Source organism: Leucothrix pacifica, assembly GCF_003172875.1.
Lineage (GTDB): Bacteria > Pseudomonadota > Gammaproteobacteria > Thiotrichales > Thiotrichaceae > Leucothrix > Leucothrix pacifica.
Window position 1 is genome coordinate 1 of record NZ_QGKM01000096.1, and the last position, 21,311, is coordinate 21,311.

The 21,311-nt window shown below is 47.7% G+C and carries 14 protein-coding genes and 2 CRISPR repeat arrays (1 of these 16 running past the window's edge); of the genes, 6 read left to right on the forward strand and 8 right to left on the reverse strand.

Going from position 1 to position 21,311, the window contains the following annotated elements; all coding sequences use genetic code 11:
• The 3 genes from DKW60_RS21710 to fghA all read left to right on the forward strand — a co-directional run.
• The coding region (locus DKW60_RS21710; protein ID WP_109839762.1) for an SCO family protein at window positions 1-836 on the forward strand (836 nt) is incomplete at its 5' end.
• Between the two features lie 44 nt (window positions 837-880).
• Window positions 881-1,990 (forward strand): S-(hydroxymethyl)glutathione dehydrogenase/class III alcohol dehydrogenase, encoded by a 1,110-nt coding sequence (locus tag DKW60_RS21715; protein WP_109839763.1) that lies wholly within the window; start codon window positions 881-883, stop codon window positions 1,988-1,990.
• Between the two features lie 9 nt (window positions 1,991-1,999).
• Window positions 2,000-2,842: an S-formylglutathione hydrolase gene (gene fghA, locus DKW60_RS21720; protein ID WP_109839764.1), complete on the forward strand. Its 843-nt coding sequence runs from the start codon at window positions 2,000-2,002 to the stop codon at window positions 2,840-2,842.
• An 82-nt stretch (window positions 2,843-2,924) separates the two neighbouring features.
• Here fghA and DKW60_RS21725 read toward each other — a convergent pair whose 3' ends face one another.
• The 7 genes from DKW60_RS21725 to DKW60_RS21755 form a co-directional block, all read right to left on the reverse strand.
• Window positions 2,925-6,518, reverse strand: coding sequence for a PilC/PilY family type IV pilus protein (locus tag DKW60_RS21725; protein WP_109839765.1), 3,594 nt, complete (start codon window positions 6,516-6,518; stop codon window positions 2,925-2,927).
• Window positions 6,519-6,773: 255 nt separating this feature from the next.
• The gene (gene speB / locus DKW60_RS21730; RefSeq protein ID WP_109839766.1) at window positions 6,774-7,757 is read right to left on the reverse strand and encodes an agmatinase; all 984 of its coding nucleotides are present in this window, start codon (window positions 7,755-7,757) and stop codon (window positions 6,774-6,776) included.
• 113 nt (window positions 7,758-7,870) lie between these two features.
• Window positions 7,871-10,459: an ATP-dependent helicase HrpB gene (gene hrpB, locus DKW60_RS21735; protein ID WP_109839767.1), complete on the reverse strand. Its 2,589-nt coding sequence runs from the start codon at window positions 10,457-10,459 to the stop codon at window positions 7,871-7,873.
• A gap of 12 nt (window positions 10,460-10,471) precedes the next feature.
• Window positions 10,472-12,445, reverse strand: a complete 1,974-nt coding sequence (locus DKW60_RS21740) for an ABC transporter ATP-binding protein (RefSeq protein ID WP_109839768.1) — start codon at window positions 12,443-12,445, stop codon at window positions 10,472-10,474.
• Window positions 12,442-13,359 (reverse strand): ABC transporter permease, encoded by a 918-nt coding sequence (locus DKW60_RS21745; protein WP_109839769.1) that lies wholly within the window; start codon window positions 13,357-13,359, stop codon window positions 12,442-12,444. The genes DKW60_RS21740 and DKW60_RS21745 overlap by 4 nt, the downstream gene beginning before the upstream one ends.
• Window positions 13,356-14,279 (reverse strand): ABC transporter permease, encoded by a 924-nt coding sequence (locus DKW60_RS21750; protein ID WP_109839770.1) that lies wholly within the window; start codon window positions 14,277-14,279, stop codon window positions 13,356-13,358. The genes DKW60_RS21745 and DKW60_RS21750 overlap by 4 nt, the downstream gene beginning before the upstream one ends.
• Window positions 14,280-14,338: 59 nt before the next feature.
• Window positions 14,339-15,919, reverse strand: a complete 1,581-nt coding sequence (locus DKW60_RS21755; RefSeq protein ID WP_109839771.1) for a peptide ABC transporter substrate-binding protein — start codon at window positions 15,917-15,919, stop codon at window positions 14,339-14,341.
• Between the two features lie 235 nt (window positions 15,920-16,154).
• Between DKW60_RS21755 and DKW60_RS21760 the strand changes: the two genes are divergently transcribed.
• Window positions 16,155-18,098 carry a RelA/SpoT family protein gene (locus DKW60_RS21760; RefSeq protein WP_109839772.1) on the forward strand — a complete coding sequence of 648 codons (1,944 nt, stop codon included), beginning with the start codon at window positions 16,155-16,157 and terminating at the stop codon, window positions 18,096-18,098.
• Window positions 18,099-18,118: 20 nt separating this feature from the next.
• On the opposite strand, the gene DKW60_RS21765 is transcribed toward DKW60_RS21760, so the two are convergent.
• Entirely contained in the window at window positions 18,119-18,553 is a 435-nt protein-coding gene (locus DKW60_RS21765) for a LysM peptidoglycan-binding domain-containing protein (RefSeq protein ID WP_109839773.1), read from the reverse strand.
• A gap of 195 nt (window positions 18,554-18,748) precedes the next feature.
• Between DKW60_RS21765 and DKW60_RS21770 the strand changes: the two genes are divergently transcribed.
• Together DKW60_RS21770 and DKW60_RS21775 are read left to right on the forward strand one after the other, a co-directional pair.
• Window positions 18,749-19,660, forward strand: coding sequence for a diacylglycerol/lipid kinase family protein (locus DKW60_RS21770; RefSeq protein ID WP_109839774.1), 912 nt, complete (start codon window positions 18,749-18,751; stop codon window positions 19,658-19,660).
• 2 nt (window positions 19,661-19,662) lie between these two features.
• Window positions 19,663-20,457 carry a metallophosphoesterase family protein gene (locus DKW60_RS21775; RefSeq protein WP_109839775.1) on the forward strand — a complete coding sequence of 265 codons (795 nt, stop codon included), beginning with the start codon at window positions 19,663-19,665 and terminating at the stop codon, window positions 20,455-20,457.
• A gap of 82 nt (window positions 20,458-20,539) precedes the next feature.
• A CRISPR array of direct repeats spans window positions 20,540-20,850; the repeat unit is 36 nt.
• 325 nt (window positions 20,851-21,175) lie between these two features.
• Window positions 21,176-21,311: direct repeats of the CRISPR family, unit length 36 nt; unit sequence GTCTTAATACCTTATTAATCAGGTAACCATCCAGAC (it continues 590 nt past the right edge of the window).

Sequence of the window (21,311 nt, forward strand, 5' to 3'; positions counted from 1 at the left end):
CCTTGAAGAGGACTAATAAAACGCCCAGTTTGAGAAATGTCGCTCTGACAGCGCCTTATATGCATGATGGCAGCTTTAGCTCATTGCGAGATGTGGTTGAGTTTTATAATCAGGGAGGTATTAAGAACCCAAATCTTGATCCGTTGATTCAACCGCTAGGATTGGATGATAGCGAGGTCAAACAGATCGTTGCCTTTATGGAAAGCCTCACCGGAAGCAATGTCAGTGAGTTAGTGGAAGATGCTTTCTCTGCTCCTGTGGGCGATGTGACTTCTGAGGATAATGAGCTGAAACCTGCATCAGTACCGCTTAAAGCGGACAAGTCTGAAGTCTCTGTTGGCGGCGATTTCACACTGACTGACCATCACGGCAAACCCTTTGCATTAAATCAACTACGCGGTAAAGTAACGCTAATCTTTTTTGGCTATACTCATTGTCCGGATGTCTGCCCCACCGAATTAGCCAGTTTAGCCAGAATACTCAAGCAATTACCAAAACAAGAGGCGGATAAAGTACAGGGGCTGTTCATAACGGTCGATCCGGAACGTGACAGCGCTGAATTACTCAGTCAATATGTCCCCTATTTCCACTCCGATTTGATTGGCCTGACCGGCACGACCGAAGAAATCAAATCCGTCATGGACGCATACAATGCTTACAGTCGGGTTGATAAAACTAATCGTAAGGACAAACTTTATTTTGTTGATCATTCGGCCAATCTGTATATTGTTGATGGCATGGGAGCGCTGGCGCAGATCGTGCCGTTTGGCTTTCCGGAAAAACATATTCTCGACATCGTTAAAACGCGCATCGCCGCTTTGACGAATGACTCATAGAAACACCATTTAATCTATTCAGATACACCAATAAGGAGTTACGCATGAAATGTAGAGCTGCCATCGCTTGGGGTCCTAAGCAAAAGCTAGAGATAGAAGACGTTGAAGTAGCAGGCCCGCAGGAAGGCGAAGTGCTGCTAAAAGTTCACGCGACAGGTGTTTGCCATACCGATGCATTCACGATGTCAGGTGAAGACCCTGAAGGCGTGTTCCCTGCGATCTTAGGTCACGAAGGTGGCTGTGAGGTGGTTGAAGTTGGCCCTGGCGTTAAAAACCTTGAAGTCGGCGATCACGTTATTCCTCTGTACATCGCAGAGTGCGGTGATTGCGAATACTGTAATTCCACAAAGTCAAATCTGTGTCAGACCATCGCGCCAACGATTTGGACAGGCTTTATGCCAGATGGCACACGTCGCTTTAAGTCTCGCGGACAAGATATTTATCACTACATGGGCTGCTCAACATTCTCTGAGTACACGGTAGTGCCTGAAATAGCTCTGGCGAGAATTAATAAAGCAGCCCCGCTTGATAAAGTCTGTTTGCTTGGTTGTGGTGTGACAACGGGTATCGGTGCGGTACTTAACACAGCAAAAGTTGAAGCAGGTTCTACCGTTGCTGTATTTGGTCTGGGTGGTATTGGTTTGTCTTGTATCCAAGGTGCTGTGATGGCCGGTGCATCGCGTATTCTGGCCGTCGACATTAACCCTGATAAATGGGAAATGGCGAAGGCGTTAGGCGCAACTGATTTTGTGAACCCAAGTGAAATCGGTGGCTCAACCAGCGAATACATTCAGGAAATGACCAACGGCGGCGTTGATTACTCATTCGAGTGTATCGGTAACGTTCATGTCATGCGTGATGCGCTGGAATGTACGCATATGGGCTGGGGTGTTTCTACTGTTATTGGTGTGGCTGGTGCAGGTCAGGAAATCAAAACACGTCCATTTAACCTGGTAGTTGGTCGTACCTGGAAAGGTACTGCATTCGGTGGTGTTAAGGGTCGTACTGAGCTTCCGGGTTATGTTGAGCGTTACATGTCTGGCGAGATTGAGCTGGACAGCATGGTTACTCACACCATGGGACTGGAAGACATCAATAAAGCCTTCGACCTGATGCACGAAGGTAAGAGTATCCGTTCTGTTATTTTGATGTAAGGAAGCCCCATGCAACAAATTGAATCTGTAAAAGAGTTTGGTGGTTTTCTTAATCGCTATACGCATCAGTCTGCGGTGAATAACTGTGAGATGACGTTCTCTGTGTATCTGCCTCCACAGGCTGAAACTGGCCCTGTACCTGCATTGTATTTTCTGTCAGGTCTGACCTGTACCGATGACAATGCGCGCACTAAAGCCGGTGCGCAACGCTATGCAGCAGAGCATGGTATTGCGATTGTTTTCCCTGATACCTCACCGCGTGGTGATGATATTGCGGATGAGCCAGAGCGTTATGACTTAGGTAAAGGCGCAGGCTTTTATGTGAATGCGACCCAAGCGCCCTACTCACCAAATTATCATATGTATGACTATGTGACGCAGGAATTACCAGCTTTACTGGAAGCTGAGTTGCCGCTGATGGCAGGTGTTAAGTCTGTCACCGGTCACTCGATGGGCGGTCACGGTGCATTGATTTGCGCACTTAAGAACCCGGATGCTTATCGCTCAGTATCTGCCTTTGCACCGATTTGTAATCCGGTGAACTGTGGCTGGGGTAAAGGTTGTTTCGGTGCTTATCTGGGTGACGATGAATCAACTTGGGCTGAGTACGATGCTACGGAACTGGTTAAGAGTGGCGCACGAGTGGAAAACATTCTGATTGATTCTGGTCTGGCAGATGAGTTTTATGATGAAGGTCAGTTATTGCCGGAGAATCTAAAAGCAGCTTGTGAAACTGCAGGTCAGCCTTTAGAGCTACGCTTGCAAGATGGCTATGATCACAGCTATCACTTTATCTCGACGTTTATTGGTGAGCATATTGCTTATCATGCTGAGGCAATGAAAGCGGCTTAGTCACTCGCTAGTCTTTAATTTGACAACAGTAAGCCGCGGATCATCGCGGCTTATTTGTTTCTATTCATTAGGTGCATTACGCTTAGTTTCCTCGCTCTGTGTTTGGCGCAGCCCAATAAACACTTTCTAAGTAAGCCGAATCATAGCTAACTACCGGCGTATTCTTTTTACCGACGCGGATATCCACTATCTGTTGACACTGCTCAGCCTCACACACCGGTGCATTAAACACCGGTTGAGGTGTGCCGGGAATTTCATTTGCAGCAACCACTTCGAATAGATCGGTATCATTAATCACATCGTCATCATTCAAGTCATTGCCCGGACTACCGGTGACAATATTTAAGGAGTAGAAACGTCCTTGAGTGACCGGTGCCACACAGGGGTCACCAACAGCCGCAGCTGAACCACTACCAGGCACTAAAGTCGTAAACATCACAGAGCCATTGGTGGTAATAGCGTTTGAAAGTACTTTTTCACCATGCTCCGGAAGTTCTAAATACCAACCAACTTTAGATTCCAGATCGTAAATTGTTTTATTACCTAGCTCACCTTTGGATAGCACACCATCGTTGACGGTCAACTTGACCAGATCATTTGTCCCCAAGGTTGTGAAGTCACCTTCGCCCTTTAATTTAGTCTCCAAAGGCACGTGCACAGCGCCATCCAGCATCACATAGAAATGATCGCTGATTGCTTCGTTTGCCGGATGAGCGCGGTAGCCACTACCAATCGAAACAGTCAGCCAACTCTTAGCACCGTGCCTTAGCAGACCAATATCCGGCTCATTGTAGATCATTCGCGAATTGCCCTGCCCATTACCGGCCAGTGAAGCAAATTTAATGAGCTTCGCACTATCTAAATCGTAAACCGGCCCTTTTGGTAATTCCAGACGCCAGACCTGAGCCTTGGTATCTGCAAAATATAACCGGTCAATTGCGCCATCATTATTCATATCTAATAAACGGGCGCCACCGGGGATGCTGTGTGTCAATAAAGAAGCTGACTCATTCGGTGTCGCACCGTCTTTGCCTCCATGTAGTGACCAGATATAACGACCTGTTAGAGCATCCACAATAAAGATGTCATTGCCCATGCTATCGCTATTACTACGCACCGACAAATCTTCAATATCCTGATTTATATCGTAACCACCGGTGAACATAACCACTTCTTTGAATTCACTATCACTTACACGAATTCTGGCAAGGTATGGCGTAGACCAGCTTTGACCTAGCTTAGCAAAATGATTGTCAGTAGACTTAACTTTCCACATGAGTTTGGGTTGTTCTGGGTTTGTTACATCTAATGCATAATAACTTCGTCCGCCTCTGCGCAGTCCAAAGTAAAGATAGGCTTTATCACCGGCTGATGCGGAAATAACCCCGTCTTTGTCTGCGTCTAAGCGCCACAAACTCATATTCCCATCGATTCCATAGGCATGGTTGCCACTGCCGGTATTGAGGTACTGAGTGTTGATATTTTTCAATAATTCCTGAGGCATAAAGGCGAATAGCTCTTTACCGGAAGTTGTATCAAAGGCATGCAAATAACCTTCATTAGTTGCTGCAAAAATAACCTGACCATTGTATTTGGTGTCAGCAGATGCAGTGCTCTTGTAGTTATTTTTATAGGTAATAACGACCGGCTCAGTATGCAGCATATCCCCCATGCGAGGATGCAAATCGTACTCAGAAGTTTCACTATTTAGTGTCCGTCCCCGAATGTAGTTAATCAGCGTCATACGCTCAGTTTCGGTTGCATCATCGTCCAAGCCAAGCATTTGATTGGTGATCAAACCTCCATCCGTGGCATTTTCCGGAACAAGCTTATTGTTTATTAAGCTTAGGTCACAGTCTGAACTACAGCTGATATCTGATACTGCCAATCGATTGTTTGGATCAATTAATGAGGCCGCGCCACCTTTTGTCACCACCGCTCCATCGCCTGTTGAAGCAGTCGACCAAAGATCTGTTGCTGTATCTTCAAATACCCCAAGCTCATTCAGTGCCGGAGAACCATCCTTACTCTGAATAACGGATTTCCCGGCACTATTCTGACCCAGCGTAAATTTCTTAAGATTTCCGGACCAACGTGGCGTCTTTGCTTTATCAAATACCGGAATATAAACCACCGGCTCATTAGACAATCCAGTGGATGTATTTACGCTGTAACCCGGTGCTGCAAACGATGTCGTTGAAGAGCTGATTTGCGCCAGAATTTCACTGAACGCCTTAGACAACTGAACCTCGTCTTCTGCCGAGAAGTATCCTTCAACCTCAGGTGTTGTGGCGTCATCGGTTGTGACCAAGCTCTTCAGGTAAGCTTCTGAATTCGCCTCACCATTAAGCCCAAAACCGATAGCATACGTTTGAATGCGTTGTGTACCATCAAGGTCACTATGGTCAGAGTCAGACATAAAATGAGTAAGCTCAGGCCCACAAATACCTGCTCTGAAACCACTTGGATCAGGGTTCGCGTCACACGTTACATGACTAAACTCTTTCGTAGCATCTGACTTATCCGTCAATACTGGCATCGTGCCCGCTTTGATTTCCTGATACGTTTTATTCTCTACCTGATCTCCGCCATTTCCCGGTTCACCGTCTGAGAGCAGTACAATGTAATTATTCTGACATTCCTGTTTGATCGGGCTGATATAGTCAGGCTCAGGCAAATATTGGCCCTCACAAATATCATAGGTACATTCTTCAATGACCTCATCTCGATATCCACTGTGGCAGATTTCCGGAACCCACTCACCATCAGGGCAACTGGTGTCGATTTCCAACTCAACGCCGCAATACCCCGGAGTCAGGTCATCACAGACCTCAGTAGAACGTGTACTACAAGACTCTGTAGAAGGACAATGCTCATATCCAGGGATTGCGGTCTCATCAGCTGAAGATTTACAGCGATACCAACTATAATCTTCATTCTCAAAATCAATAGGTTCGGAGTGAGTGACTGTCTTTTGGATCAAACAGGAATCAGTATCCCACTCAATTAGATCACCCTCATAGGTGGATGGGTGAGCAGCCCAACGTGTCCAGTAACCCGCATCACCTAATCCAAAACTGATCTTCTCACCTCTGAAGTAAAGTGCTGCTTCATACAAGGCATCGACGATTGGGGTAGCCCCTTTTCTTGGCATATCAATCGCTGGTGTACCACCATACTTATCCATGTACCAATTATCTTTCCAGTACCAATCCGTGATCTCTGACAAATAACTGCGAACCGTGATAGTTTCAGATGGCTCAGGAATACTGCTATACCACCAGGAGATATTATCCCATTCGTCAACAGGCATACGATCCACAACGATTGGACGGGCCGGGTCATTAATGGGTGAAATCGGAAATTTGACGCCGTGCCCTTTGTTTCTCCACTGATCTTCACCGTAGTTCATCAATCCTACGTTGAGATTGTCCGGAGCATTTTCCAGAACCGTGTTCAGCGCACCTTTCATCACTTCCAGACGCGTCTTACCACTACTTGCAACCGTGGTATCCATGGAGCCTGACCCGTCAATAATAAACATAACATTATGACTAACGCCGCTCACATCGTCGGAAAAGAATATTTCTGTATCGTCGGCACAAACCGAGCTGCCCAGCAATACAGAGGCTGATAGAATTAGATAGCTGATCCAAGTGTTATTTTTTTTACTCATAATTTTTTATTATTAGTTTTTTACTAAGCATCTTATCAGTCGCATCTGTAGTTGATGACAACGATGACTCGAATGCACACTCAGTATTATTGTTATTATTATTTGGTGTGACGAGATTTCATTTTGCTACCCTATAATGTAATCAGCGAGCAGGATTTAATCCATAACAATTTCAAAAATCAGACAAGCGGAACTACCTCAACAATCAAAATAAGCGAAATATCGAGGCAACAACAGCACTATAAAGTAGATTATCTAATCATTATCAGCAGACTCACCATGACGCGCATGGAAGATAAAACCAATGCTATTCATCAATAACTGAGCAGCCAGAATGGAAGTCACGCCAGCCGGATCATACGCTGGCGCAACCTCAACTAAATCCATACCGATAATGTCGCCTTCACTTCTTATCGCCAATGCCTGAATGATTTCCAACACTTCATAATACAAAAAACCACCGTGACTCGGCGTGCCAGTACCCGGTGCAATGGACGGATCAAAACCATCAATATCAATCGTAATATAGTAGTGTTTGCCTTCCGGAATGCGAGCCAGCACACCCTCAACGCCAAGTTTGCGCACATCACGCACCGACAATATATCTGACCCCGCATCCCGCGCTGCCTGATAATCCGCACGGTTAGACGAGGAGACATTGCGAATGCCCAGTTGCGTCATACCAAAGATATGATCCATCTCAGAGGCGCGACGCAATGGATTACCGTGCCCGTAGCGCACCCCGTGACGCTCATCGACAAAGTCCAGATGCGCATCAAAATGAATAATATGGATTGGCCCCTGATCCGCAAATGCCCGAATAATGGGTGCGTGAACGGAGTGATCTCCGCCTAAAGACACCGGCATTGCTCCTGACTCCAGTATCTTACGCACCGCACGGTAAGTATTCTCATGAGACTTTTCCATATCGGTATGCACGATATCCGCATCACCTACATCAACGATTTTTACCTGATCCTGAGTGAGGTACATTTTGTCATCTTCAAAGTCATACGCACCGCCGTGACCAAATGAAAACAAGGTGGATGCCTCACGAATCCCGCGAGGCCCAAAACGCGCACCCGCACGCCACTGCGTCCCCATATCATTGGGTACACCCAGGATGGCGACATCAGCGTCTATATTATTCCAATCCGTACAAATCGGCGCTTTAGCAAAGGAACAATGCCCCACAAACGGAAGATCTAAACGGCCTGACTCATAGTTATTCGATGACATATCGGTGACTCCTGATCTGTAGTATCGGTAAATTAGTAGTATCTTAAGTGAGCGATAGCGCCTGTGCTGCGATATAAACCAACCCAATGACGTAGCGGGAATCAAATATAGATTTATTTGCGGGGTTTAGTTCGCCGCGTTGCCACTGCCACCAAAGGGTCATCCGGCCACGGATGTTTGGGATAACGCCCCTTCATATCCTTTTTCACATCATGATAAGAACTGCGCCAGAACCCTGCTAAATCTTGTGTAATCTGCAATGGCCTGCCCGCTGGCGACAATAAATGTACCAACAGACTGACCTTGCCATTGGCTACCGTTGGTGTTTCCTCACAGCCAAACATTTCCTGAAGTTTCACCGCCAGCACGGGAGGCGATTCTGTATAATCAATAGCAATTGATGAGCCCGATGGAACTGATAAACGACTCGGCGCTAACTGGTTCAATAACTGCTGTTTATCCCACGGCAATATGGCATTTAAAATTTCACTCAGATTGAGCTTTTTAATATCCTGCAATGACTTCACATCATCCAAATACGGCGCTAGCCACTCATCAAGGGTGGCCAATAAATTATCATCACTCGTATCTGGCCACTGGCTGTCAGTAACCGACTTAGCGCCAGCCTGGGCTGCAGATTGTTCGGTCCGACACAATAACATCACACGAGCACACCATTGGTAATCCTGCGATTTCCACGGCAGTATTCGTAAACCTTGCTTTTGAATATGCGCAACCAGCGCTGCACGTTTGGCCTCGACCGGCACTGTGTCTAGTCGGCTTCGTTGCAACACGAGTGCACCGATTTTTTGCTGTTCTTCAGCAATAAAACGATCCGCTTTTTTATCCCACTCGGCGATGGTCTCAAAGCTGACAAGGTCACTGAGCACTGTATCAAACAACGTTTCATCCAAGGCTGCCGCAGAACGAATCACATCACCTTTACCACCAACACCCGCTGTCACTTCAGCAACCGCCAACCAAGGCTGATTGGCTAAAGCAGTGTTCCCGATAAAACTGGCGCTACGTCCATTACTCAATTGATAGCCACCGGAATGACGCTTCCTGGCAATTCGGTCAGGATAAGCAGATGCCAACAAATAAGCGATTTGCTGATCCGGTTTTAATAATGCCACCACTTGATTCGAAGTGGTGTTCAGCTTTTTTAATGAAGCCTCAAACTGCTGCACCAACTGCTGAGTTCGATACAACCATCCCTGATTCTGCTTGGGGCACTGACGCTCACCACGTACTATCTCAAGTCGGTAATTTATTTCGGGATGTTCACGGCTAAATGGATCTCTGTCTGACAACACACTGGCTAACTGACTTGCCAATACAGGCTGTCCAATTGCATCACCACAAATCAGACAATGCGCCAAACGAGGATGAACCGGTAGCTTCGTCATCAGCTGCCCGTGATCGGTTAACACCCACTGCTGTTTAACCTTACTCACTGCACCGAGCATTGCCAAAAGATCCATCGCCTGACCCCATGAACCTCTCGGTGGTGGGTCAAGCCAAAGTAATTCTGATGGGTCATTCACACCCCATTGCAATAACTGAAGCGCCAGTGGTGCGAGATCGGCTTTAAGAATTTCAGCTGGAGTTTGCGGGACTAATTGTTGCTGCTGGCACTCTGACCACAAACGGTAGCATTTGCCGGGACGCAAACGCCCTGCACGTCCGGCGCGTTGCACACTGGAGGCTTGGGAAATTTTCACCGTGCGTAACCCCGTCATCCCCGTCGCGGGTGTAAAGGTCGCTTCGCGCGCTAAGCCAGAATCAACCACCACATCAACGCCTTCAATTGTCAGACTCGTCTCGGCAATATTGGTAGCCAGTACAATTTTCTGATCATGCGCCTCACTACCCGACAAAGGTGCAATTGCTTGTTGCTGGGCTTCTATCGACAAACTGCCAAACAGCGGGCGCAGGTGTACACCTTTTATTTTACGATCAAATATCCACCGTGACAGCTCATCATTACAACGTTGAATCTCGCCTTGCCCCGGTAAAAATGCCAGCACACTACTGTCCGGATTATCCTGAATTGCCTGCTTAATGGTTGCAACCATACGATCCACAATGCGCTCTCGCGGCTGACTCGCCTGACCGTAAATCACCTCAACCGGATAGCTTTGCCCCTCACTCCTGACAATCGGCGCACCACCCAATAAAGTAGCGGTTGCCTCACCATCCAACGTTGCCGACATCACCACGATTTTCAGGGCATTCGAGTCATCATCACTACGAAACAATTCCCGCCCTTTCAGGCAAAGACTCAGCGCCAAATCAGAATCCAGACTGCGCTCATGAAACTCATCAAAAATCACCAGTCCCACTCCTTCCAGAGAGGGATCACTCTGCAACATACGTGTCAGAATACCTTCAGTGATTACCTCAACCACGGTGTTTTTACCGACCTTAGTATCCAGCCGCATGCGATAACCAATACGCTGACCTACCGCTTCATTCAGCAGTGACGCCATGCGATGCGCCGCAGATTTGGCCGCAATACGCCGCGGTTCCAGCATGATAATTTTCTTACCCGACAACCAAGGCTGATTCATCAGTGCAAGCGGTACAACCGTGGTCTTACCTGCCCCCGGAGGCGCTTCCAGAATCAACTCATTCGCTACCAATAATTGCTGTTTTAGTGCTGGAATAACCGCTTCAATAGGCAGATCGGAGTGTTTCAAACGTTGCTTCCTTTAGATTAATAAATCAGCAATAGCATCATGCTCAGCCACAAAATGCTCAGGGAACACTTCCTCAAGCTTCGGGATATAACCGTCCTTAGCCAAATGCACTTTAGACGGTAAAAACCGCATACGCGCAGCCGGGTCCATCGGCGATGACATCTCACCCACCAGTTTAATTCGCTGTCGCTGACGTTCCACTTTGGGATCAGGTAGCGGTACCGAAGAGATCAATTGCTGGGTATAAGGATGCTGCGGATTGCTAAACAATTGCTGCGTCTCCGCCAATTCCACAATCGTGCCCAAATACAGCACCAGAATACGATGCGAAATCTCCCAGACCACCGACAAATCGTGCGAGATAAAGATAAACGACAAACCGAAATCTTTTTGCAGCCCCATTAACAGCTCGATAATTTGCGCCTGAATCGAAACATCTAAGGCCGACACCGCTTCATCACAAATCACCAGTTTTGGCTTGGTGATAATAGCACGGGCTATGCCTACGCGTTGATTCTGACCACCCGATAACTCATGCGGATAGCGATTAATCAGTGAAGGATCAAGCCCCAACCGTTCCATCATGGCACGCACTTTCTCGTGCATCTCAGCTTTGCTTAACGACGTCTCAAAGACCTTGAGCGGTTCCATGATCGACGCGCCAATGGTATTGGACGGGTTCAAACTGGCTAAGGGGTCCTGAAAGATAATCTGCAGATCGCGTCGCTTTTGTTTCAGCGTATCTTTATCCATATCAGTTAGCGATGAACCCAGCCAACTAACCGCACCGGTGGTGGGTGGAATTAGCTGTAATACCGCCCGCGCCAATGTTGATTTTCCACTGCCTGACTCACCTACAATCCCCAATGTTTCACCGGGTTTTAAGTCAAAACTCACGCCATCCACCGCACGCAAAATAGCAGGTTTAGCAAATAAACCCCGCGTGACTTTAAACTCCACATTGATATCACGTACTTTGAGGAATTCAGTCGGACTCTGCGAACCCAGCTCGTGCACAGAACCTCCTGAACCTCCTGAACCTCCTGAACCTCCTGAACCTCCTGAACCTCCTGAACCTCCTGAACCTCCTGAATCAACAGAATCAACAGAATCAACAGAATCAACAGAATCAACAGAATCATCTTCAGCTATCCCAACCGCATCTGTCACTCCCCCCGACGGCTTAGCCGAGGCGGTCAAATCAATACGAGGCACAGAGTCCAATAACATCTTGGTGTAATCATGCTGAGGCCGATAGAAGATATCCTCAGCCGAGCCCTCCTCCACATACTCACCATAACGCATCACCTGAATCCGGTCGCACATGCGCGCTACCACACCCATATCATGCGTAATCAACGCAATCGCCGTGCCTTGCTCACGGCGCAAGCTATCCATGATATCCAGAATTTCCGCCTGGATCGTTACATCCAGCGCCGTGGTTGGCTCATCAGCAATCAGCAAATCAGGCTCACACAACATCGCCATTGCAATCATAATCCGCTGGCGCATACCACCGGATAACTCATGCGGATATTGCCGCAAACGACGCTTAGCCTCCGGCATTTGCACCCGCTCCAGCCAATCCAGACAGATCGACATGGCATCCGATCCGCTGATTTTACGGTGCGTTTTTAACACCTCCTGCATCTGCGTACCAATGCGCATATGAGGCGTCAGAGCCGTCAGCGGATCCTGAAAGATCATCGAAACCTTATCACCGCGAATCTGATTCAAACGCGTCTTATCAATACTTAAAAGATCTTGCCCCTTAAAATCAATTGAGCCGGTTGCTGAGCCATTGCTGCTTAACAAACCCATGGCCGTTAAAAAGGTTTGGCTCTTACCAGACCCCGACTCGCCCACAATACCCAGACACTCCCCAGCATCCAGATGACCGTTAATACCGCGCACCGCCTGCACCACGCCATCATCAGTATCAAAGCTTACGGTCAGATCTGAAATCGTTAAAATACGCTGGCTCATCGTTTACGCTCCTTGCTGTCAAAGGCATCGCGAAGACCGTCACCCACAAATAACAAACTGATTAACAAAGTCACCAAAAAAGCTGCCGGAAAGAACAATAACCACGGCAAGACTTCCATCACATCAGCGCCTTCAGCAATCAACGTGCCCAGTGAGGTCAGCGGCTCCTGAATACCAAAGCCCAGATAAGACAAAAAGCTTTCCGTCGCGACAATTTCCGGAATCGTTAGCGCCGCATAAATCACCACCGGCCCCGCCAGATTTGGCACGATATGACGGAAGATAATCGCGGGTGTGCTCAAGCCTGTGGCACGAGCCGCTTCAATAAATTCACGCTCTTTAAGCGATAAAGTCTGACCCCGCACAATGCGCGCCATGGTCAACCACTCCAGCGCACCAATCGCCGCAAATAATAAGAACACATTGCGCCCGAAGATCACCATCAGCAAAATCACAAACAAGATATACGGCAAGGCATACATGATATCGACAAAACGCATCAGTGCCTGATCAACCCGACCTCCCAAATAGCCTGCAATCGCGCCATAACTCACGCCAATCAGTACAGACACCAAGGTCGCCACAAACGCCACCGTCAATGACACCCGAGTGCCGTACAATGTCCGCGCCAACAAATCACGCCCGTTTTGATCGGTTCCAAAATAATGCCCACTCTCAAAAGACGGTGGCGCACGAAACGCTGACCAATCCGGATCTTCATAATTAAACGGTACAAAATACGGCCCGAAAATCGCAGCTAAAATCAGTAAACACAGCACAATAAGTGACAGCATCGCCGCCTTATTACGATAGAAACGTAACATCGCGCTTTGTATCAAACTGCGACCGCTGGTTTCAACCGCCTCGGTGAACGTGTCTTCTACAATATTTTCTTTTATGGATCGAATACTCATCGCGTTCTCACCCTCGGATCAAGCCAGGCATAAAATATATCGACGATCAGGTTCAGCAACATAATCAGCACCATATAAAACACCACTGTACCCAACACCATGCCGTAATCCCGATTCAGCGCCGCATTAATAAAGTAGCGACCAATACCGGGAATACCAAAAATAGACTCCACGACCAGCGAGCCGGTCAGCAAAAAGCCCGCCGCTGGCCCCAAATAAGAAATCACCGGCATCAAGGCAGGCCGCAGCGCATGACGCCAGACAATCGCACGATCACTCAAACCTTTAGAATGGGCCGTGCGAATAAAATTCGTATTGAGTGCCTCAATCATTGAGCCACGGGTCAGCCTTGAAATACGTGCAATATGTGGCAGTGACAACACCGCCACCGGCAGGATCAAATAGCGCAAGGAGCCATCTCCCCAACCTCCGACCGGAAACCATTCGAGTTGCAAGCCAAACACTAACTGGAATATTGGCGCGACTAAAAAGTTCGGCACCACCAGTCCGGTTAATATCAACGCAGCCAATACATGATCAGAATAAGTATCGCGGTTGAGCGCTCCGTACACACCGGCGGCCACCCCTAACAGAATCGAGACAAAAAATGCCGCTCCCCCCAAAATCAAGGTGTAAGGCAAGCCAATGGCTATTTGTTCACTAACGGTAAAATCCAGTGTGGTAAATGACGGCCCAAGATCACCCCTGACCACATCACTGATATAGATAAAATACTGCTCGATTAAAGGCTTATCAAAATTATAATGCGCGGCTAAGTTGGCCTTCACCGCCTCCGGCAATGGACGCTCACCATCAAACGGGCCACCGGGAGCCATTCGCAATACAAAAAAACAAATCGTAATCGCAATCCAAAGCACAGGAATAGTGGTCAGCAAGCGGTTGAATGCATACCTGATCATGTGTTGTATCCTTATTGCAGACAGTGAGCCAGAGAATCTGGCTCACAGAGGGGACGTTATTAGTCTTCTTTACTCATCCAACGCGTACGATGAATATCGAAAGCATTGTTTTCATAGCCCTTCACCTTAGGCGAAACAATGTTTCTGGCAAGGTAATAATAGATCGGCATTGCCGCTGACTCATCCAGAGCAAGTTGCTCAGCCTGACGGAACAATTTCGCACGCTCATCCTTATCCGTCGTCGCATTACCCTTATCGATCAATGCATCATAATCTGCATTTTTAAAGCGACCGTAGTTGTAATTCACATCCGACTTTAGCAAGTTCAGGAAGTTATCCGCGTCATTGTAATCGGCTAACCAACCCGCACGCGCCACCTCCAGAATACCCTTGGTAATCTCATCGTAGTGTACTTTGGTTTCCGTGTTATACAGCTCGACCTCAACACCCAGAGGCTTCCACATCGCGGCAATCGCAACCGCAATACGCTTGTGGTTTTCATTGGTGTTATAACGCAGTTGCAGCTTTAACGGCTTGTCCTTGCTGTAACCTGCTGCTGACAATAACTTCTTTGCCTCAGCAACCTTCTCACCATAAGGTAGGTCTTTCCAGCTCACATAAGCAGGCTCTGAGTAGTTTGCCATACCCGGTGGAACCCAAGAGTAAGCTGGTAATTCACCCGTACCTAAAATCTGTGGGCCAATCACCTCACGGTTAATACTCATCGACAACGCTTTTCTGACATCCGCATTATCAAACGGAGGCTTGGTATTGTTCACCACGTAGTAGTACAAACCCGCAAACGGTGCAACCTGAGCCTGACCCGGCAGATTCTTCTTAATCCACTCATACTGATCCGTTGGGAAGTCTGTCAAAATATCAAACTCACCTGCACGATAGCGCTTCAGCGCAGCCGTTTCATCTTCCAAGACAAAAAACTTAGCCGAGTCGATCGCCAGCTGATCAGCCGCATAATATTTATCATTCTTAACCGTGGTAACGTGTGAACCCGGAATCCACTCCGTTGGCTTGTAAGGGCCGTTGGTTACGATATTATCAATCTTAACCCAGTCATCGCCCTTAGCCTCAAGCACATGCTTTGGCAATGGATAAGCCGTGTAATGCGTCAGCGCACCAATGAAATAAGGCGTTGGTTTCTCAAGTGTAATCTCCAGCGTTTTATCATCAATCGCCTTAACACCCAGCTCGTTCAGGTCTTTGATTTTACCGCCATTAATCGCCTCAGCATTCTTGATTGGATATTGCAGATAAGCATACTTAGCCGCCGCCGCAGGATCCATTAAACGCTTCAGAGCAAACTCAAAATCACCCGCTGTCACTGGCTTACCATCCGTCCAGCTGATGCCATCACGCAGCTTAAAGGTGTACACTAAACCATCGTCAGATATCGTCCAGCTCTCCGCCTGACCAGGAATCGCTTCAGCACCGATATCTTCAGTCACCAGACCTTCGAAAATATCGCCCGCAATTCGGTTCTCCCAGTCACCTGACAGCTTATGAGGATCTAATGATGACGGATCACCACCATTATGAATATTGAGTGTAGCGGCGTTTAACTGGCCGAAACACAGTGTTGCCAATGATAATACTAATAAATATAAACTTAACTTTTTTCGCATAGTAGACCTCTTTGATTCACGAATTATTGAATAAAATATGACACTAACTAACGGAATGTCGACTTCGTAAGAATGAAGCCGTTGGAACTTTGTTACGGTTTGGCCCTACAATATACATGAAATCAGCCCTGATAAAAGTGATCTTCACCTGTTAAACTAGCAATGACAGCTGTTTTTTGTAAATGATCAAACTATATACACATTACACAGATGGATTTATCCCCGAGACCACTGCATGAAACATACTAATTTCACCGGACACGCTGAGTATGAGAGCTACGAGCACGCCTACCGTTTTCTCTCATCAGGAATCAACAAACAAACACAACTCGACTACCTGGCCAATGCCCTGCAGCAAGTGTTTGCCGTGCAGGATGAAAAAGACACCCGACCGTCCTCGCTGGACATCGCCTACACCCTGAAGAAATTAGGCGTAGACGCACACACACTGATCGCCGCATTGATTACAGATCCGCGCTTAAGAGATCGTTTAGACCTGCTGACCATAGAAGAGCAATTCGGCTCAGTCATCGCCGCCCTGGTCAAGCAAGTCAACTGGCTAAACACCTTTAAGTCAGCTGACCTTAAGGCTGACTACATACCTGAACAAGCCGAGGCCCTGCGTCGCTTACTGTTAGCCACGGTCAATGATGTCAGAGCGGTATTAATCCGGCTGGCTTATCGACTGGAGCGCCTGCGCAAACTGAGCCAAGAGCCACGTGAAATTCAATACGCCATCGCCAGAGAAACACTGGACATCATTACCCCACTGGCTAACCGATTGGGGATTGGTGAACTCAAATGGGAAATGGAAGATCTGGCCTTTCGCTACCTCGAACCCACGCAGTATCAATCCATCGCACGCTCAATGGACATCAACCGTATCAAGCGTGAATCCATTATCAACGGCTTTGTGGAAAACCTTCAGGTCCTGCTTGAAAGTCAGGATATACAGGCCAAAGCGTATGGTCGCGCCAAGCACCTGTACAGTATCTGGAAAAAGATGCAGCGCAAAAATCAGGAATGTCATGAGCTGGCCGACCTGTTAGCCGTGCGCATCGTAGTCAAAGATATCCCCCAATGCTATCAGGTGCTAGGCATCGTGCATGGTCTGTGGAAACACCTACCAGATGAGTTCGACGACTACATTGCCAACCCAAAAGAAAATGGCTACCAGTCAATTCACACCGCGATTATTGGCCCTGAAAATCAAATCATCGAAATACAAATGCGCACTGAGGCGATGCATCAGTTCGCCGAATACGGTGTGGCGGCACACTGGCGTTATAAGGAAGGCAGTAGTCAGGACAAAGCGATGGAAAAAACCATCGAAACCCTGCGCAACTTACTGGAAAACCCGGTAGACGACGACACCCTGCTGGAAGAATTAAAGCCCGACTTCTTTAACGACCGTGTGTATGTATTAACACCAAAAGGTGAAGTAGTGGAACTTCCCAGAGACGCCACCGCGCTCGATTTTGCCTACTTTGTGCATACTGAAATTGGTGACCACTGCATCGGCGCTAAAGTCAATGGCCACCGCGTACCGCTGAGTTATCCGCTGAAGTCTGGCGAGCGTATCGAAATACTCACTGACTCCGCATCAACCCCAAAACTAAGTTGGCTTAACCATAAGAAACACTACGTCACCACCGCGCGCGCCAGCTCCAGCATACGTAACTGGTTAAACGCGCACTACAAAGATACCGACGCGGCCACATTGATCACCAGCGATAACCTATCAGGTATCGGTAGTCACACAGTCAAACCCTCAGGCTGTTGCCACCCCAGACTTGGTGATCACATCATTGGTGTGTATCAGACTGACTCCACCATCGTGGTACATCTGGAGTCTTGCCCTAATGCTGCCAAAAGTGCCCACGACCGCCCCACTTTGGAATTAGAATGGGGTGAGCACGGCGACACCATACGTCAGCAAGTATTGATTGAAGCCTTCGACCGCCCTGGTTTACTGCAGGATCTGACCACGCTTATGAATCGGTCTCACGTCAACATTCTGCAAATCAACTCAGTGACTGACACCGATGATCAATCCGTGTCGATGCGCTTGTTAATCGAGCTAAACTCTGAGGAAGAACTGCACCACCTGCTGCGCCGGATTGAGTACGTGCCGAATGTATTTAAAGCAGAAAGTGACTCGCGGGCAATCACTCAATAAATCAGTGGTAAAAAATGCGCTTAAGATGCCCAGTCCACGCACACCACTTCACCGGACTTTAAAGCATCGTCCTGCGCATTTTTACCCGACACCCAACGCATCCCTTTAATCCACGGCCATTTATCTGACTGAGTCGAATGACGTTGAGCAAGCCCCCACTGCGTATCGCCTTTACGGGTTTTATACCACTGCTGACACTGCGGGCGACTATTGGCTGAGGTATTCACAGACGTGTCCACCACAGTCTCACGACCATTGATCAGACTTGCGCGGGATGTGAAATAATCATCTGCCTGAGTTGATTGTTTGAGCTTGTCGCCAAAGCTGGCCGCCTGAACATCAAACCCCACCATTCCCGGATTGTGCGCAACGTAATACAGCCCTGCAAACAGCAGCAGCATTAGTAAAATCGTAGAGGTCACCGCGTTAAGCGCACCAAGTCGAGTTGTCCCCATGATCGCCCCCAATCTGAAGATGGTTGAATAATAGTCACTAGTGAAGGGATGATAATACAAAAACATGACTAACCAGAAACTGAATGAACACTAATACCCAAGCTCATTCTGGTGATATAGCATGCGGCTATGTTCACAGGTATGATTATCGTCATTAGATAGCGACATCCCTCACTCAAGTAACTGAGACCTTAAGTGCTTGCCATCACACTAATTTACAATCCGAAATCAGGCACACTACTGGAACAATCCAGCGGGACTGATTTGCCGGCCTACTTCCGGTCGCTACTCGCAAAGTTCCCTGACGTTGAATTAACGCTCCTGCCGTTTAAAGGGGAACTGCTAAAGACACTGCCGCAACGCCTCACCGACGACACACCCGATGCAGTCTGGGTAGCCGGTGGTGATGGCACAGTGATCGCCATTGCTGGAATCACTGAAACACTGAACATACCCTTGGGTATTTTGCCCGGTGGCACCATGAACCTGTTGGCACGCGACATTGGTATGAGTCTGGACATGCGCATCGCTGTACAGCAACTCATCGACGCCAAAGTGGAATACATTGACCGCGCCGAGATTAATGGCCTCCCTTTCCTGTGTATTTCTAATATTGGCATGTCAACCAAACTCACCGAACGACGCGAGCGTCTCAGACGTCACTCCGGCTGGATACGCTGGCCCATGATGTTGGCGTATATGCTGAAATTTATGTTCGTCTACCCGCCCATTCGCATCCAGCTTAAAGTGAATGGCCATAACCGATCGCTGCGCACGCGCTCAGTCACAGTCACCAACAATCCATTGTCAGCACAAAGCACCATCGTACCGGTTCGTACTGGCTTAACGCAGGGGCAGCTCGGTATTTATATCACCCGCGACCGCTCCATCTGGTCACTACCACGGCTTATCTTCAGACTGCTGATCGGTGACTGGCAGGACGATGAAGACATGCTGATGTTCAAAGCCTCCGACGTTGAAATACACTTCACCAAACGCCGGCGTAAACTGCGAATCATGAGCGATGGTGAACTACGCCGCGTCAATGTGCCGCTAAAATACCGCATCTACCCCGCTGTCTTGCCCATACTCAAACCCGGAAACTAAATGTGACTTGCATAGCCCACCTCTCTGACCTGCATTTTGGCCGTGAATTGCCGTCTATTATCGACGGCCTGCTGACCAGCTTGGACGAGTTACAACCCGAGTTGATCATCATCAGTGGTGATTTGACGCAACGCGCTAAACATCGTGAATTCAAAGATGCGCAGGCTTTTTTAAATCAGCTCAAACAGCCCTATATGATCATCCCCGGCAATCATGACTTATCCATGTATCGGCTGTGGGAACGCTTTATGTATCCGTGGCGAAAATGGCGTAAATACATCTCAACCGACCTTGAACCGGTGGTACAAAAAAACGAATTCACCGCTGCGGGCGTTAACACAGCACGCCGAATTGGCTTTTATCTGGACCTGTCACGCGGACGCATTAGCCAGTCCCAAATCAATCAGGTCTGTCAGGTGTTTAAGCAAACCGCTGACGATTCACTCAATATCGTCGTCGCGCACCATCCGTTCTGGCTACCGCAGTCCAGCCTGAACCGCAGCCTTGTCGGCAATCGCGACAACGCACTACAGGCATTTAGTGAAGCGGGAGTTGATTTGATACTGGGCGGGCATGTGCATCTGGCATACGTCGAGCCGGTCAATGGTATGATTGTTTCTCACGCTGGCACCACCACATCGCACCGATTAATCGCCAATCAGCCGAATAGTTTTAATGTCATCAAAGGTGATCGGCATGAACTTGTCATGGAGCAAATGGAATGGACAGGACATGCTTTTGAATGTGTTGAGCCTAACCGGTTTATGCGAACGGATCGGGGTTGGCAGTTGCAGTGAAAAAACACTAGAAGGGCTTTAATACCTTATTCATCAGGTACCCATTTTCACCGTATCGCTGAGCACAATGATAGACAAGATCGTCTTAATACCTTATTCATCAGGTACCCATTTTCACCGATTTTCTATCAGCGCCTTTAATCCCTCAGGGGTCTTAATACCTTATTCATCAGGTACCCATTTTCACAGCAAGATAATGGAATGATATTAACAACTGGCGGTCTTAATACCTTATTCATCAGGTACCCATTTTCACAGCGTTACATGATCTAAGTGTCATGGAAGGTGCCGTCTTAATACCTTATTCATCAGGTACCCATTTTCACTTGATGAAGCGGAAGCTGGCGTCTGTTGGCGTCTTAATACCTTATTCATCAGGTACCCATTTTCACTGCAAGCATCAATTTCAGCCTTTATAGTCAAATACTTACAAAGGGGCTTAGCGGAAATTATGCCCTGCAAGAAGCTAGGTTTTAACAAAAATACTCCTAAATAGCGGTGTATGGTGTTGAATGACACAACCCTTCTACTCATAGTGCTACATATCTGATCCGCTGTAAATATAACAAACATTAATTGCAAATTGAAAAGTGGCTCAAGGGAAGTGCTGCCCAAAAAGTTGATCTATTTGCATAGTCTTATGATGACTTCTTATTGGAGGATCTGTAGGTAAGCATTCATACAAGGCTGTCATCGATAAGACTGTGTTCTTTGTCGTGTCGCAATACCTTATTAATCAGGTAACCATCCAGACATCGCTATACGTATGAAGCACCAGCTTATCATGGTCTTAATACCTTATTAATCAGGTAACCATCCAGACTTAAAAGTTCCGTTACACGTGGTCTAACCCA

What these genes read in the sequence shown, in the direction of transcription:
- DKW60_RS21715 (WP_109839763.1), top strand. Translation starts at nt 881, where the DNA reads ATGAAATGTAGAGCTGCCATCGCTTGGGGTCCTAAGCAAAAGCTAGAG.
- fghA (WP_109839764.1), top strand. Translation starts at nt 2,000, where the DNA reads ATGCAACAAATTGAATCTGTAAAAGAGTTTGGTGGTTTTCTTAATCGC.
- DKW60_RS21725 (WP_109839765.1), bottom strand. Translation starts at nt 6,518, where the DNA reads ATGAGTAAAAAAAATAACACTTGGATCAGCTATCTAATTCTATCAGCC.
- speB (WP_109839766.1), bottom strand. Translation starts at nt 7,757, where the DNA reads ATGTCATCGAATAACTATGAGTCAGGCCGTTTAGATCTTCCGTTTGTG.
- DKW60_RS21740 (WP_109839768.1), bottom strand. Translation starts at nt 12,445, where the DNA reads ATGAGCCAGCGTATTTTAACGATTTCAGATCTGACCGTAAGCTTTGAT.
- DKW60_RS21745 (WP_109839769.1), bottom strand. Translation starts at nt 13,359, where the DNA reads ATGAGTATTCGATCCATAAAAGAAAATATTGTAGAAGACACGTTCACC.
- DKW60_RS21750 (WP_109839770.1), bottom strand. Translation starts at nt 14,279, where the DNA reads ATGATCAGGTATGCATTCAACCGCTTGCTGACCACTATTCCTGTGCTT.
- DKW60_RS21755 (WP_109839771.1), bottom strand. Translation starts at nt 15,919, where the DNA reads ATGCGAAAAAAGTTAAGTTTATATTTATTAGTATTATCATTGGCAACA.
- DKW60_RS21760 (WP_109839772.1), top strand. Translation starts at nt 16,155, where the DNA reads ATGAAACATACTAATTTCACCGGACACGCTGAGTATGAGAGCTACGAG.
- DKW60_RS21765 (WP_109839773.1), bottom strand. Translation starts at nt 18,553, where the DNA reads ATGGGGACAACTCGACTTGGTGCGCTTAACGCGGTGACCTCTACGATT.